Raw genomic sequence first — 15,537 nt, 5'->3', positions numbered from 1 at the left:
GGCCGGAAGATGACCCAAATCATTGCGGTTCGACTGCTGAGCTCCGTGGGCGTCGTGGCCGGCTCCTGCATCCTGGTGTTCTGTATTCTGTACGTGCTGCCCGGCGACGTCGTGATGAACATGATCGATCCGAGCTCGATGAGCCCGGAGGCGATCGCCAATCTGCGGCATCAGCTGGGCGTCGATCAGCCGTTCTATGAACAGCTGCTCCATTATTTCAGCGCGCTGCTGCGAGGCGATTTCGGCCATTCGCTCGTCAATTCGGAGCCGGTTCTGCCGAAAATCCTTGCTCATTTCCCGGCTACGCTCGAGCTGACCGCCGCCGCATCGTCCGTATCGATCCTTGTCGGCGTTGCGCTCGGCGTACTGGCGGCCATCCATCGCAACAAACCGATCGACATCGCGGCCAGAATCATCGGCTTGTTCGGCATTTCGATGCCGACCTTCTGGTCGGGCATTCTCATGATTCTCGTCTTCTCCGTCTCGCTGGGCTGGCTGCCCGCAATGGGCTCCGACGGCTGGAAGACGCTGGTGCTGCCGGCGCTCACGCTCGGCCTGCTGGGCGCCGGGTTCATCGTGCGCATGGTCCGCAATTCCATGCTCGAGGTGCTGGGCGAGCCGTTTATTACGACGCTGCGCGCCAAAGGGCTGCCGGAGCGAGCCGTCATGTACCGCCATGCGCTGCGCAACGCGTTGATTCCGGCGGTTACGATGATGGGCATTCTCATCGGCGAGATGCTGGCCGGAACGGTCGTCATCGAGACGGTGTTCTCGCGGCAGGGCATCGGACGCATCATATCCGATGCCATCATGTCGAAGGATTTGCCGGTCGTACAGGGCGTTATTCTGTTCACGGCCATCGTCTACGTCGTCATCAACGCGCTGGTCGACATCTCGTATTCGTACATCGATCCGCGCGTTCGGCGCCTGCAGCATTAAGAGGGGGGGGGGATGAAAGTTGAGGGAAGCCGTATCGGCAAAAGCGGCATGGCGGACAAAAGCGGTCTCCGCGTCGCGCCGCCGCCCGTTTCCGAAGTTGTCCGTATCGCGGCTTATGGTCTTCGCCGCCGGCCTGATCGTTCTGTTTCTGATCGTCTGCGCCCTGGCGCCGCAGTGGATCGCGCCTTATTCGCCCACGGACATGCAAGCGGACCGGATTCTGCATCCGCCGGGAGCCGCGTACTTGTTCGGAACCGATTACTTCGGACGCGACGTCTTCAGCGTCGTCGTGTACGGAACGCGGGAATCGCTGTTTATCGGCTTCGCTTCGGTCGTCGTCGGCGGGCTGGCCGGGTCGCTGATCGGCGCGCTGGCCGGTTATTTCGGCAAATGGACGGACGGTATCTTGATGCGGATTATCGATGTGTTCATGACGATTCCCGGCGTGCTGCTGGCGCTCGCGGTGGCCTCGGTACTCGGTCCGGGCTTGTGGAATTTGATTCTGGCGGTTGCGCTGGCTTCGATACCGAACTATGCCAGAATCATGCGCGGGCAAATTCTGAGCGTCAAGAACAGGCCGTTCGTCACGGCCTCCCGGTCTATCGGCGCTTCGGAGCTGCCGATCTTCTTCAGGCATGTGCTGCCCAATTCCTTGTCGCCGCTTCTGGTCATGGCGTGCATCGGCGTGGGCACATCGATTCTGACCGGCTCGGGCTTAAGCTTTCTCGGGCTCGGCGTTATTAAGGAAATACCGGATTGGGGCGCGCTGCTCTCCCAAGGCAGAGGGTACTTGACGGTCGCTTGGTGGATCTGCACGTTTCCCGGCCTCGCGATCACGTTGTTCGTCCTGGCGGTCAACGTGATCGGCGACGAGCTGCGCGACGCGCTCGATCCGAGGAAGCGTCGCGCATAAGCCGCGCATAAGGAGGAACGCATGTGAGTCAATTGCTGGACATCTCGCACGTCAGCGTGGAATTTGACAAGGGCCGGGGCGCGCTGCAGGCGATCAGCGGGATCAGCTTCTCGATCCAGGCCGGCGAAACCGTCTGTCTGGTCGGGGAGTCGGGGAGCGGGAAGACGGTCACTTCCAAAGCCGTCATGCGATTGATCGACGAAGAGAATGGCAGGATCAGCGCCGGCGAGATCCGTCTTGGCGATGTCGATATCGCCGCGCTCCCGAAGCAAGCGCTCCGTTCGCTGCGCGGGAAGCGGATGGCGATGGTCTTCCAGGAGCCGATGTCGGCGTTCGATCCGGTGTTTACGATCGGCCGCCAAATCGTCGAAACCATCCGGCGTCACGATCGGAGCAGGACGCGGTCCGCGGCTTGGCAGCGGGCGGTGGAGCTGCTGCGGCGCGTCGGCATTCCCGAGCCCGAGCTTCGGATGAAGCAGTACCCGAACGAGCTGTCGGGCGGCATGCTGCAGAGGGCAATGATCGCCATGGCCCTCAGCTGCCAGCCCGAGCTGCTCATTGCCGACGAACCGACGACGGCGCTCGATGTCACCATACAGGCGCAGATTTTGCAGCTGCTGCAGGAATTGAAGAACGAGTTCAACATGTCGATACTGCTCATTACGCATGACTTGGGGGTCGCGGCCGCGATCGCCGACCGCATCGTGGTGATGTATGCCGGGCAGGTGGTCGAGCAGGGAGCCGCGGCCGAATTGTTCGCCGAGCCCCATCATCCGTATACGATGGGCCTGCTGCAATCGATCGCGACGATGGAGAGCGACCGCGGGCAGAAGCTCTATACGATTCCAGGCTCCATCCCGAGCCTTGATGCGCTGCCTGCCGGCTGCCGGTTCCATCCCCGTTGTCCGTACGCGACCGAGGCATGCATGAGCGAAGCCCCGCCGCTGAAGGATCGGGAAGGCCGGCTGTCGGCTTGCTGGCATAGCGACCGGCTCGCCGCCGGCCGGACAGACCGGCCGGCGCCGCAGGCTGCCGAAGCTGCTTTCCAAGCCGAATGGTCCGGGGAAGCGCGTTACGCGCCGTCAGTGGAAACAGCTGCGGCTGCGGGGACAGCAGTGGCAGCCGTGGAGACAGCTGCGGGGACAGGAGCGGCGGCCGTGAAGGCAGCCGTAGAGAACGCCGTGGAAACAGCTGTTGAAAGAGTCATGGGGAAAGCCATGGAAACGGCCATAGAGATTGCCGTGGGGACAGCCGTGGAAACAACCGTGGAAACAGCTGTGGGGACAGCCGTAGAGACTGCCGTGGAGGCAGCGTCAGCCCCGGCTTTGCCGGCGGCTCGGGACGCCATCGCTTCCGCGGATGACGGCGAGCCGGACGCATTCGCCGATATGCCGGATTCCCCGGAAGACGCGCTGATCGAGCTGCGGAGCGTGAGCAAGCATTATCCTTTCGGCCGTTCGCTCTTCTCGTTTGCGGCGAAGGCGGTTCAGGCCGTTGACGACGTCTCGTTCACCATTCGCAAAGGTGAGACGTTCGGGCTGGTCGGCGAATCCGGCAGCGGCAAGTCGACGCTTGGCCGGGTGCTGCTGCAGCTGGAGAAGCCGACCTCCGGGTCCGTCCTGTTCGAGGGCAGGGAGCTGGGCGCGCTCTCGCCGTCCCGCCTGCGGGAGGAACGGAAGCATATGCAGATGATTTTCCAGGATCCGTACGGATCCGTCGATCCGCGCTGGAAAGTCGGCGATATCATCGGCGAGCCGCTCGCCGTGCACGGCAGACTGAGCGCCGCGGAGAAGCGGGAGACCGTTCTGGAGCTGCTGGAGCTGGTCGGCTTAAGCGCGTCCGCTTACGATCGCTTCCCGCATGAATTCTCGGGCGGGCAGCGGCAGCGAATCGGCATCGCCAGGGCGATTGCGCTGCGGCCGAAATTTCTGCTCGCGGACGAGGCCGTATCGGCGCTGGACGTTTCGGTGCAGGCGCAGATCGTCAACCTGCTTCAGGATCTCAGGCAGCGGTTGAATTTGACGACCATGTTCATCGGCCACGGGTTGAATATCGTGCGGTACGTGTCGGACCGCATCGGCGTCATGTACTTGGGGAAGCTTGTTGAAATCGCGCCGAGCGAGCAGCTGTTCAGGCGGCCGGCGCATCATTATACGAGAGCGCTGATCGCCTCGATTCCGGTTCCCGTTCCGCAGCGGCACCGCGAATTGGCGGTCCTCCAGGGCGAGATCCCGTCGCCGGCCAATCCGCCTTCCGGCTGCCGGTTTCGCACCCGCTGTCCGGCGGCGACCGCGAGATGCGCGAGCGAACAGCCCGAATTGCGGCCGATCGACCAGGGCCATTTCGTCGCCTGCCACGATCCGCTGGATCGCGGACTGCCGATCGAGATCGGCCGGCGGCCCGTTTCCGCGGACTGGCGGATTTAAGCCAACGGGAAGGGAGGGGCGGCAGCGGAAAGCCCGGACTGGCGGATTTAAGCTTAAGCCAAGGGGAAGGGCGGGAAGGGAAGCCAGCGGAAAAGCCAATACACGGTGCGACGCCCTGCTGGAGGCCCGTTCGCCATTCTGCCAGCTCCTTATGCGGTAAACGCCCAGCATCACATTCGACCTCTAACGAACCGTGTACGCCTTAAACGGCCGAAATGGGCGCATTCGCCGGGGCAGCGAATCGAGGCAACCTTATATCGGTGAACACGGCTCAGTTGCAGCGTCGATAGGTCATATAGCGATGCTGAGATTCGTAACGTTGCAGACAACGGGCAATTGTGCCGAATAACGTCAACGCAGTTCTTTAGCGCTGGGGAATTGCTTCAGCGTCACCGGCTTGAACGCATCGGCGGCCGCTAGCTTAACAGAAACGACGTCAGCCATTGAAGCGGCCGGCATATTATAAATCCCACGGGAGGAACCGACTTATGGGAACGAAGAGACAAATCAAGCTGGGCGCCATTCTGCACGGCGTCGGAGGCAATATCTCCGGGTGGCGTCATCCGGACGCGATCACGGATGCAAGCGTCAATTTCGAGCTTTATAAGAAGTGGACGCAGAAGGCGGAAGCGGGCAAGTTCGATTTCGTCTTCATCGCCGACGGGCTGTATATTACGGAGAAATCCATTCCGCATTTCCTCAACCGGTTCGAGCCGCTGACCATCTTGAGCGCGTTGGCCGGCGTCAGCTCGAAGATCGGCCTTGTCGGCACCTTGTCGACCTCGTACAGCGAGCCGTTCACGGTGTCCCGTCAATTCGCCTCGCTGGATATGATCAGCCGTGGCCGTGCGGGATGGAACGTCGTGACTTCGCCGCTCGAAGGCTCTGCGCTGAACTTCGGCAAGACCGAGCAGCAGCATCCCGCCCATTCCGAGCGTTATCGGATCGCGGACGAATATTTGGAAGTCGCGACCGGCCTGTGGAGTTCATGGGAGGAAGACGCATTCGTGCGGAACAAGGAGACGGGCGTCTTCTTCGATCCGGCGAAGATGCATACGCTGAACCACAAGGGAAGCCACTTCGCGGTCAAGGGGCCGCTGAATATCGCGAGATCCCGGCAGGGCGAGACCGTTATTTTCCAGGCGGGGGCCTCCGAATCCGGGAAGCAGTTCGCGGCCAAATGGGCGAATGCGATCTTCACCGGCCAGGAAACGCAGGACGATGCGAAAGCGTACTACGACGACGTGAAAAGCCGTGCCGCGGCGCTGGGCCGCAAGCCGGAGGAAATCGTCATTCTGCCGGGCATCGGGCCGATCATCGGCAGCACGCAGGAGGAAGCGGAACGCAAGTACGAGGAGATCGCCAATCTGGTGTCGATCGACAAGGCGCTGGATTTCCTGGGGCGCTTCTACGAGCATCACGATTTCACGCAATACCCGCTTGACGAGCCTTTTCCGGAGCTGGGTGAGCTCGGACGCAACAGCTTCCGGAGCGCGACGGACCGCATGAAAGCCCGTGCGAAGGAAGAGGGGCTCACGCTGCGGCAAGTCGCGCTGCAGGTGGCGACGCCGAAGCCGACGTTCCTGGGCACGCCCGAAGCGGTAGCCGACAAGCTGCAGGCCTGGTTCGAGGCCGGAGCGGCCGACGGGTTCATCGTCGGCGCGGCCGGGCCGAACGGCCTGGAGGAGTTCGTGGACCACGTCGTGCCGATCCTGCAGGCACGCGGATTATTCCGCAGCGAGTACGAGGCCGATACGCTGCGCGGGAATTTAGGGCTGCCGATCCCGGTGAATCGGCATGCCGCCGCATTGCCGAACCGATAATAACCGAAAGGGGCGTCCGATTTCGATCGGCCGCCCCTTTCGTTAAGGCGCGGGCTTCACGCGCCGGGTGAGGATCAATCGCCGCCTCCGCCGTCTCCGCTGACTCCGCCATGCCCGCCAGATCTGCCAGGTTCACTAGATCCGCCGTGACCCCCAGGTCCACCAGGTCCGCCAGGTCTCCCAGGTCCTCCGTGCCCACCAGGTCTGCCAGGTGCCCCAGGTCCACCTAATCCGCCGTGCCTACCAGGCCTCCCGGGCTCAACAGGTTTGCCATGCCCGCTAGATCCCCCAGGTTCGCCAGATCCGCCGTGATCCTCAGGTCTCCCAGGTTCACCGTGCCCACCAGGTCCACCAGGTCCGCCAGGTCTCCCAGGTCCCCCGTGCCCACTAGGTCTGCCAGGTGCCCCAGGTCCACCAGGTCCGCCAGGTCTCCCAGGTCCCCCGTGCCCACTAGATCTGCCAGGTGCCCCAGGTTCGCCAGGTTCGCCAGGTCCGCCAGGTCTCCCAGGTCCGCCAGGTCTCCCAGGTTCGCCAGGTCCGCTGCGATCCCCAGGTCCGCCACGCCCACCATACCCCCCACGCCCACCGGGCTCGCCATACCCACCACGCCCGCTGTGCCCAGCGTGCCCTCCGTGCCCGCCCGTCCTGCCGTCGCTGCGGCTCGCGTTTCGTCTCGACCCGTCGGCCTGTTTCGGATCTGCCCGGTTGATTTTCAACGAACTTGCGATAAGCAGCAGGAAGACGGCCAGGACGATAATGACGATTACGATTCCCATATGCGCAACCTCGCTCTCGTAATAGAGTCGCCGCATGAGCTGCCGGCAGCATGAGGGCCTACGGCTTGAACTCTTCGCTCAGCATGCCATAGATATATTCGTCGTGACGCTGTCCGTTCGTGAAAATCATGCCGCGAAGCGTGCCCTCAAGCCGAAAACCGAGCTTCTCCTGCAGCCGGACGGAGCTTTCGTTGAACGCATAGACATGGGCCGTCGCTTTCTCGTACCGCAATTCATGGAAGAAGTAGCGCAGCAGCAAGGACACGGCTTCCGACGCGTACCCTTGCCGCCAATGCGGCCTGAAGATCGCGACGCCGTACCGGAACGTGCCGTTGCGCGCATCGCAATGATGCGAGTTGATGCTGCCGACGATGTCCCCGTTCAGCGTTGCGATGACAAGCTGGATATTGTCGCCCTGCTGACCGAGGAAGGCCTGCTGTTCCGCCCAAGCCTTCGTCCCGGCTTCCGAACGCGGAAAATAGAGGGCGTCGGATAAGCGGGCCCCTTCCGAGTCCCGGTCGTTCTCATGAAACTTCGCCCAATCGTCGGGAACGATCGCGCGCAGCCTGATTCGGCTGCCTTCCCAAATATTCATGTGCCATGGCTCCTTTCTGCATGCGAACCGGTAGTTCGGACCCGAGAACGGCTTCGAATTAAGCATATCGCGGCGGTGCTTGCGTCATGCCGCCGAATTCCGCTGCGTTTAAGCTGAATTTAAGCTGGTTTTAAGCCGAACCGTTTACACTGGCGATAGCTGGATTCATTCTTGGATGGGGCGAGTGGTCACGTGAATATCGAATCGTTATTTTCTGTATTTCCTGCGATTGATACGAAGCGGCTGCATTTGCGGCAATTGGAGCTTCGGGATGCGAAGGATCTGCATGCGTACTGGTCGGATGCGCAAGTGAACCGGTATTTGGACTGGAACGGTCCGGGCTCCGTAGCGGATTCCGCCAATATGATCGCATCGTGGAATCAAGCGTATCGGGAGCGCAGGCTCATCCCTTGGGGCATCTCGTATCGATGGCAAAAGGAGCTGCTCGGCACGATCACGCTCATGCCGACGCGGGGCACCTTCGACCATTCCCGATTCCCGCTTGTACTGGGCTATGATCTGGCCCCCAAGGAATGGAATCAGGGCATCATGTCGGAGGCGCTGCAGGGCGTGCTGGATTTCTCGAAGCGATCGCTTCGTCCGTATCGCATTCAAGCCGAGGTAGCCCCGGAGAATGCGGCCTCGCTCCGGGTATTGAGGAAGCTGGGCTTCCAGCACGAAGGGGTGCTGCGCTCCTACCTCATGCATGAAGTGACGCATAAGCTGCTCGATATTGCCGTGATGGCGATGTTGTGCAATTGAGCGGCTGACCCGCGCACGCCAAGGGAGGGAGCGGCAATTCGCTTCGTCCCTTCGTAGGTCAGAGGAACGGGAGAAATGCCGGTGCTTGTGAACGCCAAAAAATCAATTGAGCCCACGAAGACCCCGTATCTCAAGCAGCTCTGCCGCTTTCGATGCGCATAAGCAGAAATACCGGCGGGATTGACGGCCAAGCCTGGTTTGATGTCTAAAACCCCGACGGGAATTGGTTGATATTGGCTTCCCGCGTCAGTGACAGCAGATCCGCGATTGGCTGGCTTTGACCCCATATTCGCATGGTTGCGGACAGCAGATCCGTTATTGCGCCAGAAAAACCCAGGTTCGATGCTTGCCGAGGTCAATAACGGATCCTCGATCCGGAAAGTAATCGATTTCATTACTTTTCGGTCCAATAACGGATCCTCTGTCCGGCGTATACAGGCCTCCTATATCCGCCTGTAATGTTGGCCGCGCATGCCGGCAGCTTGCAGCATCGAGACGGGGCCGGAGCGCGCGCTGCCCGGCGAGCGAATCGCGAACTGTACCAACGCCTCAAGAGCGCCGCTCCGAAGGACGATCCCGACAGCAGAAAGCCCATGCAATCGGCATGGGCCTTCTTTACGTTCCGCCATCTCCGGCTGTAGCAACTCGAATGGCCTGTGCTCGATTTTACAAATAAGGCTCGACGATGCGGCGTACGCGGTTGATGCCTTCCCACATGTCGCCGGGACCGTCGTAAATCAGCGATACCGCGCCGTTATAGCCGCCTGCTTTCAACACTTCCAGGCAGCGGGTATATTCTTCGACGTTCGGCAGACCGCTGTCGTCGTACTGCGCCTTGGCATGGATGGAGACGGCGTGCGGAAGAATCGCGGCGAGCTGCTCGTATTTGGTCTCGCCTTTGAAATTGCCGAAATCGTCAACGATGTTCAGTCCCCCGTCGAACGCGCCGATGATCGCGAGACAATTGTCGGACGTCGACGTGAGCGGCTTGAAGTTCTCGGTGATGACGCGCACGTTGCGGCTTTGGCCGTAGGCATGCAGTTCTTTTAAGCCTGCGATGGAACGGGCCAGACCGGCTTTGTCGTCCGGCTCGCTCTCGCCAGCCACAACGCGGATATTCTTCGCGCCGGCTTTCGACGCGATGTCGATCCACTCGCGGATATACGCGATGTCGGCTTGTCTGCGGACTTCGTCCGCGCTGGAGAGATCGCCGTAATCGAGCAGGATCGTATCGAACGATAGGCCCGCGCGCTCGAACGCGCCGCGCAGCTCGGCCAAATAACCGTCATCCGTGGCCGGGAAATGGAAGTGGCCGATTTCCAGCGCGCCGAAGCCTTGCTCGACCATGTAGGCCGGCAGATCGACCAGCTTCATCAATTCCGGCTGCGGGGTTTCGACGAAAATATGCTTGCGGGCATCCGCGTCCCACTGCGTCCAGCGAAGGGGGCCGAGATTGCGGTGCAAGCTCCAGGTGCTGAGGGAAAGGTAACTCATGTTCAACGTTCACGCTCCATTTTTTAGAATGTCGTTTCGGGCATAGCTTCGGTAATCGATCGTTAGAGGAAAATTAAAGCTCATGAAAGCTTCGCTTAAAGCAGCCTTCTGCAGGCTTCGCATTTCTTGACCTTGGGGTACTCCCGGGCTTCGAAGAAATCGTCCGTGAAGAAGTACTTGCCGTTCTTGCTTTCGTTGCCGATAACCTTCTCGCTGAAATGCTTGAGATCGACGAAGGTGCACCGGTTGGAGTGCAGCTTGCGGCCTGTTGTATCCGTAATGATGAAATAACCTGACGTGCTTTTGTACGTTTTGAACTCCTCGACCGACGTGATTTCGATCATGGTTTTCAACTCCGATCTCGAATAAAAGAAAAGATTCGCCGGCAGGCGGGACATGAGGTCTGCGCGGCGTTCGAGAAACGGGCAGGCGCCAGGGCGGAACCGGCCATCGGAAGGCAGGCGCCGGGGCGTGACCGATGATCGGAGAACGGGCGGACAGTGCCTCCCGAGCCCTCCCGTCAGCCAGGTCGCAAACGCTGCTTACGCTTGCTTGACCGCCAATTTCGCGAACGCGCTACGCTGCGCCTCGATGATCTCGTCTTCCCACGTCTCGTCGTCCGAATTCGGAATCCGTTCTTCCGCCTCCATGACGGCGAACGCCTGGCGCATGCCCTCTTCGAGCGAAACCGTCGGCACGAATTCCGGCACGTCCCGCATCAATTTCTCGGGGCTATAGATGACATTGTGCGCGAAAATCTCATCGCAAATGCCGAAACGATCCGCATGGATCGATTTTAGCGTCTCCAATGAAACGCCGACAAGCTCCACTTCGCGGCCGAGCACCTTCATGGCGAGCTTGTGGTGCTGCTCCCACGTCGTAAACCCGCGCGGCACGACGTTGTACGTCTGGCCGATGCAGCGCGCTTGGCCAAGCACGCCGGCGAATGCTTTGGCCGCGTCGTCCGCGTGCAGGAACGAATGCAGCGCTTTGCCGTCGCCGCAGACGAGCAGCGGCTTGCCCTTGCGAATGCGATCGATCCAGCCGAAGTCCCATGCGACCTGGCGCAGGATGCCGTTCTGCGGGCTGTACGTCGTCGACGGCTTCAGAATCGTGACGGGGAAGCCTTCACGATAAAACGCTTCCATAAGCACGGCGTCGGCCTCGGCTTTGCCCCGGCCGTAACCGGTCGTCGGACGCAGCGGGTGATCCTCCGTCACGGGCAGCCAATCGTAATCGACGCCGTACGTGCAGACGGTGGAGCATTGGATGAAATGCTTCACGCCGCGGAAGGCCCGCAGGCTGCTCTGCGCATCCTCGGGGCCGAAGCTGATCATGTCGATCGCGGCGTCGAACCGCTCCTGCTGCATGACGCGCTCGAACGTTTCGCGCTCGCCGCGGTCGCCGTGAATGACGCGGACGCCGTCCGGCAGCGGCTTGCCGCTTTTGCCGCGGTTGTAGCAGGTAACGTCATGCCCTTGCCGCAGCAAAAGGCGCACGATGCTCGTGCTGATGGTGCCGGTTCCGCCCAGAATAACGACTCTCATGTTGGGAAATCCCTCGCTTTCTATTATCTGTTATTCGCCATACGAAGTCTATTCGCCATGCGAGGCCCACTTCCTGTCGTGCGAGGTTCATTTCCTGACGTGTATGCGCCGGACGCGAGGAGGCGATGACCTCCGAAAGAAGTCATAATTTCGTTAATAGAGTCAGATACGTATCTTGCGAACGCCGGCATTGCGAGTATGCTAGAAGTATACAAAACTAGGGCAGGGGCTGGTAGCGCATGAAGAAGTTGAATGTACTGACCAAGACGCAAGTCGAGCAGTTCATGGAGCGCGGCTGGATTCGGCTGGAGGAAGCGATTCCGCGCAAGCAGGCATTGGCGGCGGCTGAATTTCTATGGGACAAAGTAGAAGAGCAGGGCGCCCTCCGGAATGATCCGTCCTCCTGGACGAAGCCGATGATTCGGCTGAACGAGGATTACGATACCCCGGAATTCCGGGCATGCAACACGGAGCGGCTGTGGGGAGCCGTCGAGGATTTGATCGGAGCCGACCGGGCGATCAACCGCGTGAATAAGGGGTGGGGCTACTGGGTCATGAATTTCTCCGTCGGCGCCGGTCGTCCTTGGACCGTGCCGACAGGCGGATGGCATCAGGACGGCTCGCATTTCCGCCATTTCGTCGATAGCGGCGATCAAGGGCTGCTGCAGCTCTGCTTCTTCTCGGAAGTAGGTTCAAGGGGCGGAGCGCCGCTCGTGATCGAAGGGTCGCATAACGTCGTCGCGAGAGTGCTGCGGCAGCATCCGGAAGGGCTGGACGTGCACGACGCCATTCGTCTGGAGTTCGAGCATCCATGGCTCGCCGGCATCGGCAATCCGTCGGACGAAGCCGGGAGCCCGGAAGAGATCGCTCTTGCGCGCATCGAACGTTACATGAACACGACCTATCATGACCCTGAGGGGTATCAAATGAAGGTCGTTGAGGCTACCGGTACGGTAGGCGACGTTATTTTGGCGCATCCGTTCCTCATTCATAATTCGTCCCAGAACCATCTTCGCGTTCCGCGTTTCCTGATGACGAAGACGGTTCCGCTCAAGGAACGGATGAATCTCAACCGTCCGGACCCATCCGAGTATTCGCCGCTGGAGTTAAGCACCGTGCGAGCCATGGGTTAGCGGCTGGGCGACTGGGCAGGCGGTTCAGGCGGGTGGATAGGTTGGCATTACAACGCGATAAGCCTTCGCTCCGTCCTGAAGGCAGGATGGGATGAGGGCTATTGGCTGTCCGACGGTTGAAAGCTTTGGGCGCGGAGGAAAGAGGTGTACTGGGTGCACTACATTGGCGAGAAACCGGCGAATTCGCCCAAAGAGGTGCAGTGGGTGCGCTACATTGGCGAGAAGTCGGCGAATACGCAAAAAGAGGTGCAGTGGGTGTACTACATTGGCGAGAAGTCGGCGAATACGCACAAAGAGGTGCACATGGTGGTCCGCGCGAAATCGCCGGGATGACGCAAAGAGTTCCTTCGGGTACTACAGCGGAAGCATGAAGGGGAATATGACAAGCACAAAAAGAGGTGCACCCGTGCGCGACACGCCCTATCGGCGAAGCTCCGCAACGAGGTGCACCTCTTTTCTTTCTTGGCCGGCTTCCAGCCGTCAGGTGGGTTGGCTGGTTACGAAACTAGTTAGATTGTTTCTCCCGACTTGGCTGCGGCGAGCGCCTGGACTTCCCGCCACTGCGCGAGCTGCTGCTCCAGGCCGTGGATCACAGCGTCGACGCCGGAGGCGAAGCCTGCGTAACCGGCGTCCGCCGCAGGTGCCGCCGCGTAGGCGGCCAGCGCGTCCGGCGTCAACGGGCCGATGGCCGCCAGCGCCTGCAGCAGCTGCTGCAGGCCGGCTGCCAGCGGAGCCGTGCCCGCCGCGACCGCTTCGCCCGCGCCGGGCACGGCCGCTGCCGCCTCCGCGGCGCCATACGATCCGTGCCCGCCGGCTGCGTCCCCGCCAGCCGAGCCGTTCGCGCCGCCAGCACCGCTCGCTCCCGCACTCGCACCGCCGAAGCTGCTCATGCCCGCACCCGCGGCACCGCTCGCACCCGCGCCGGCGCCAAGACTCGCGCCCGCAGCGCTGCCCGTGCCAGCAATGTCGCTCGCTCCCGCGCTGAATGCACCACCAGCGCCGCCAGCGCTGCTCGTGCTCATGCCCGCGCCATTCACGCTCGCGCCGGCACTCCCCGCCGCTTCCGCCGCTTCCGCGGCGAGCCGCGCCTTCTCGGCCTTCGCGGCGGCCGCGCGCTCGGTCTGCTCGGCTTTCAGCTCCGCGGCGCGCTCGCGCTCCTTCTTGTTCTGCTGCACGGTCGACCACGTCTGCAGCAGTTCAAAACCGTTCTTGTACAGCAGCTTGTCCTTCGTGCCGTCCGAAATGTCCTTGTCCTTGAACAGCTTGACGATCTTCTTCACGTCGCTGACGGGCATTTCGTCGCGCGCGACGATCAGGGCGAGCGGGTCGCGGTGCTCGATCGGCAAATCCTTGATCGGCAGCAACTGATCCTCGGTGAGCTTGTCCTTGCGGATTTGGGTACCGCTGACGATCAGCCTGCGGACCGCGTTGCCGAACTTCAGCAGCTCGCACTTGTTCTTGATGTAGCTCTCCGGCTTGCCGAGCTTGCTGGCGAGAAACTTCAGCGAGCTGTTGAATTTCGATTCGTTCATCAGCTTATGGAACGCTTCGGCCTCCTCGATCGGCGAGAAGCCTTCGCGCGTCAGATTCTCCGCGATCTGCTCCAGATAAATGTCCATCTCTTCCGTTGCCGTCGAGACGATGCACGGTATAACGGGCTTATTCAGCATTTTGCATGCTTTGTACCGGCGATTGCCGTATATGATTTTATACCGTCCGTCCGGCGTCTTCCGCACCTTGATCGGAGAGAGCAGGCCGAGCTCCCCAATGCTCTTCATCAGCTCCTCCAGCGCTTCTTGGTCGAACTGGTAGCGCGGCTGGTCGGTGTCTTCATCGATTAAATGCAGGTCGATCTCTATCATATCCATAACAAATGTACTCCAATCTTTACAGAAGGTGGTCAAATCGAACGAAAGATGGCGCTAGCGGTACTTCGTATTATATACCAGCCGTTCTACCCGTGAAAATGCCCCCGTAACCGCTTACGTCGAAATTGGGTTCTGCCGCGCAATGTGTTACGATCTACCTGTTGGGTTTACAAAAGCCATATTTTTTCCAAGACAAACCTTGGCGGACAAGACGGGGGAACAGCTTGACGCGAAATTGCGCTTTCGCGCGCTGACGCGTCGCCATGGTCAAGAAGGGGGTGGAAAGCGATGAGGAACGAAATCGATGCGCGTACATCGATCGGAACGGTCCAGCTTCGGGTCAGCCAGCTGCAGCGATCCATCGATTTCTACCGGTCGGTCGTCGGATTGCGGCTGCTCGGACAGGAACGGAACGGCGCGGAGCTTGGCGTTCCCGGTTCGAATCGGCCCCTGCTGAAGCTGGTCGAGATTCCGGACGCGATTCCGAGGCTGCGCAGATCGGGGGCGGGGCTGTACCATGTTGCCCTGCTGGTGCCGGATCGCCGGTCGCTTGGTCTCGCGCTGCGCAGCCTCATCCGGAGCGGCGTTCGCATCGGGCAGTCGGATCATTTGGTCAGCGAGGCGCTGTACATTTCGGATCCGGACAATAACGGCATTGAAATTTACCGCGACCGTCCCCGCCAGGAATGGCATTGGGACGCGAACGGTCATGTCCGCATGGCCGTCGATCCGATCGACCGGGACGGCTTGCTGGCGGAAGCGGGCGACGCGCCGTGGAACGGCCTGCCCGAAGGAACGACGGTCGGCCACATTCATCTGCATGTGACGGAGCTGCCGACGACGGAGCACTTCTATGTCGACGTGCTCGGGTTCAATCTGGTCGCGGGCATGGCGGATTCCGCGATGTTTATTTCGGCCGGCGGGTACCATCATCACATCGGGCTCAACGTATGGGCGGGCATCGGCGCGCCGCTCACGCCGGAGCATGCGCCGGGACTCGATTATTACGAAATCGCGGTGCCCGACACAGCAGCGCAGATGGCGGTTTTCGCGAGGCTGCAGGCGGCCAGCGTCCCCCTGCGGACGGACCGGGGAACCGTCATTGTAAGCGACCCTTCCGGCATACAAATCCATATCGTCGTTCGCGAACCCGCATAGCGCCAATCGGGCGTGCTGCAGGCGGCCAACGTCCCGCCTCCAGCAATCGTCGGCATTGCGGGAGGTTTGTTTTTTGGCGGGAAGGGATCATCCACAGGCACGG

At 61.0% G+C, this 15,537-nt stretch carries 14 protein-coding genes; 8 read left to right on the top strand and 6 right to left on the bottom strand.

All coding sequences use genetic code 11. From position 1 onward, the window contains the following. Positions 1 to 9 precede the first annotated feature (9 nt). From GXP70_RS26320 to GXP70_RS26305, 4 genes are all read left to right on the top strand, one after another. A complete protein-coding gene (locus tag GXP70_RS26320) occupies positions 10 to 939 on the top strand; it encodes an ABC transporter permease (protein ID WP_162359556.1) in 930 nt (309 codons plus the stop codon). 19 nt (positions 940 to 958) lie between these two features. Continuing rightward, positions 959 to 1,852: an ABC transporter permease gene (locus tag GXP70_RS26315; RefSeq protein ID WP_225442560.1), complete on the top strand. Its 894-nt coding sequence runs from the start codon at positions 959 to 961 to the stop codon at positions 1,850 to 1,852. Positions 1,853 to 1,875: 23 nt separating this feature from the next. Beyond that, entirely contained in the window at positions 1,876 to 4,278 is a 2,403-nt protein-coding gene (locus tag GXP70_RS29955; RefSeq protein ID WP_225442559.1) for a dipeptide ABC transporter ATP-binding protein, read from the top strand. Positions 4,279 to 4,766: 488 nt separating this feature from the next. Then, complete coding sequence (locus GXP70_RS26305; RefSeq protein ID WP_162359555.1) at positions 4,767 to 6,101, top strand: LLM class flavin-dependent oxidoreductase; 1,335 nt, start codon at positions 4,767 to 4,769, stop codon at positions 6,099 to 6,101. Positions 6,102 to 6,327: 226 nt separating this feature from the next. Here the strand turns inward: GXP70_RS26305 and GXP70_RS29950 are convergent, their stop codons facing one another. Together GXP70_RS29950 and GXP70_RS26295 are read right to left on the bottom strand one after the other, a co-directional pair. Next, a complete protein-coding gene (locus GXP70_RS29950; protein WP_225442558.1) occupies positions 6,328 to 6,672 on the bottom strand; it encodes a hypothetical protein in 345 nt (114 codons plus the stop codon). 263 nt (positions 6,673 to 6,935) lie between these two features. After that, the gene (locus tag GXP70_RS26295; RefSeq protein ID WP_162359554.1) at positions 6,936 to 7,472 is read right to left on the bottom strand and encodes a GNAT family N-acetyltransferase; all 537 of its coding nucleotides are present in this window, start codon (positions 7,470 to 7,472) and stop codon (positions 6,936 to 6,938) included. Between the two features lie 192 nt (positions 7,473 to 7,664). Here GXP70_RS26295 and GXP70_RS26290 point away from each other — a divergent pair, with 192 nt between their 5' ends. After that, positions 7,665 to 8,234 (top strand): GNAT family N-acetyltransferase, encoded by a 570-nt coding sequence (locus tag GXP70_RS26290; protein ID WP_162359553.1) that lies wholly within the window; start codon positions 7,665 to 7,667, stop codon positions 8,232 to 8,234. Positions 8,235 to 8,900: 666 nt separating this feature from the next. On the opposite strand, the gene GXP70_RS26285 is transcribed toward GXP70_RS26290, so the two are convergent. The 3 genes from GXP70_RS26285 to GXP70_RS26275 form a co-directional block, all read right to left on the bottom strand. Further along, positions 8,901 to 9,728: a sugar phosphate isomerase/epimerase family protein gene (locus tag GXP70_RS26285; RefSeq protein WP_162360689.1), complete on the bottom strand. Its 828-nt coding sequence runs from the start codon at positions 9,726 to 9,728 to the stop codon at positions 8,901 to 8,903. 95 nt (positions 9,729 to 9,823) lie between these two features. After that, positions 9,824 to 10,072 (bottom strand): hypothetical protein, encoded by a 249-nt coding sequence (locus tag GXP70_RS26280; RefSeq protein ID WP_162359552.1) that lies wholly within the window; start codon positions 10,070 to 10,072, stop codon positions 9,824 to 9,826. A 198-nt stretch (positions 10,073 to 10,270) separates the two neighbouring features. Beyond that, positions 10,271 to 11,275 (bottom strand): NAD-dependent epimerase/dehydratase family protein, encoded by a 1,005-nt coding sequence (locus GXP70_RS26275; RefSeq protein WP_162359551.1) that lies wholly within the window; start codon positions 11,273 to 11,275, stop codon positions 10,271 to 10,273. A gap of 239 nt (positions 11,276 to 11,514) precedes the next feature. Between GXP70_RS26275 and GXP70_RS26270 the strand changes: the two genes are divergently transcribed. Further along, positions 11,515 to 12,408, top strand: a complete 894-nt coding sequence (locus tag GXP70_RS26270) for a phytanoyl-CoA dioxygenase family protein (protein WP_162359550.1) — start codon at positions 11,515 to 11,517, stop codon at positions 12,406 to 12,408. A gap of 153 nt (positions 12,409 to 12,561) precedes the next feature. Next, positions 12,562 to 12,741 (top strand): hypothetical protein, encoded by a 180-nt coding sequence (locus tag GXP70_RS26265; RefSeq protein WP_162359549.1) that lies wholly within the window; start codon positions 12,562 to 12,564, stop codon positions 12,739 to 12,741. Positions 12,742 to 12,917: 176 nt separating this feature from the next. On the opposite strand, the gene GXP70_RS26260 is transcribed toward GXP70_RS26265, so the two are convergent. After that, positions 12,918 to 14,276, bottom strand: a complete 1,359-nt coding sequence (locus GXP70_RS26260; RefSeq protein WP_162359548.1) for a ParB/RepB/Spo0J family partition protein — start codon at positions 14,274 to 14,276, stop codon at positions 12,918 to 12,920. Between the two features lie 288 nt (positions 14,277 to 14,564). Between GXP70_RS26260 and GXP70_RS26255 the strand changes: the two genes are divergently transcribed. After that, complete coding sequence (locus GXP70_RS26255; RefSeq protein WP_162359547.1) at positions 14,565 to 15,434, top strand: VOC family protein; 870 nt, start codon at positions 14,565 to 14,567, stop codon at positions 15,432 to 15,434. The last annotated feature ends 103 nt before the right edge of the window (positions 15,435 to 15,537 follow it).

Source organism: Paenibacillus lycopersici, assembly GCF_010119935.1.
GTDB classification, from domain to species: domain Bacteria; phylum Bacillota; class Bacilli; order Paenibacillales; family Paenibacillaceae; genus Paenibacillus_Z; species Paenibacillus_Z lycopersici.
This window is presented reverse-complemented; position numbering and strand designations above follow the sequence as displayed.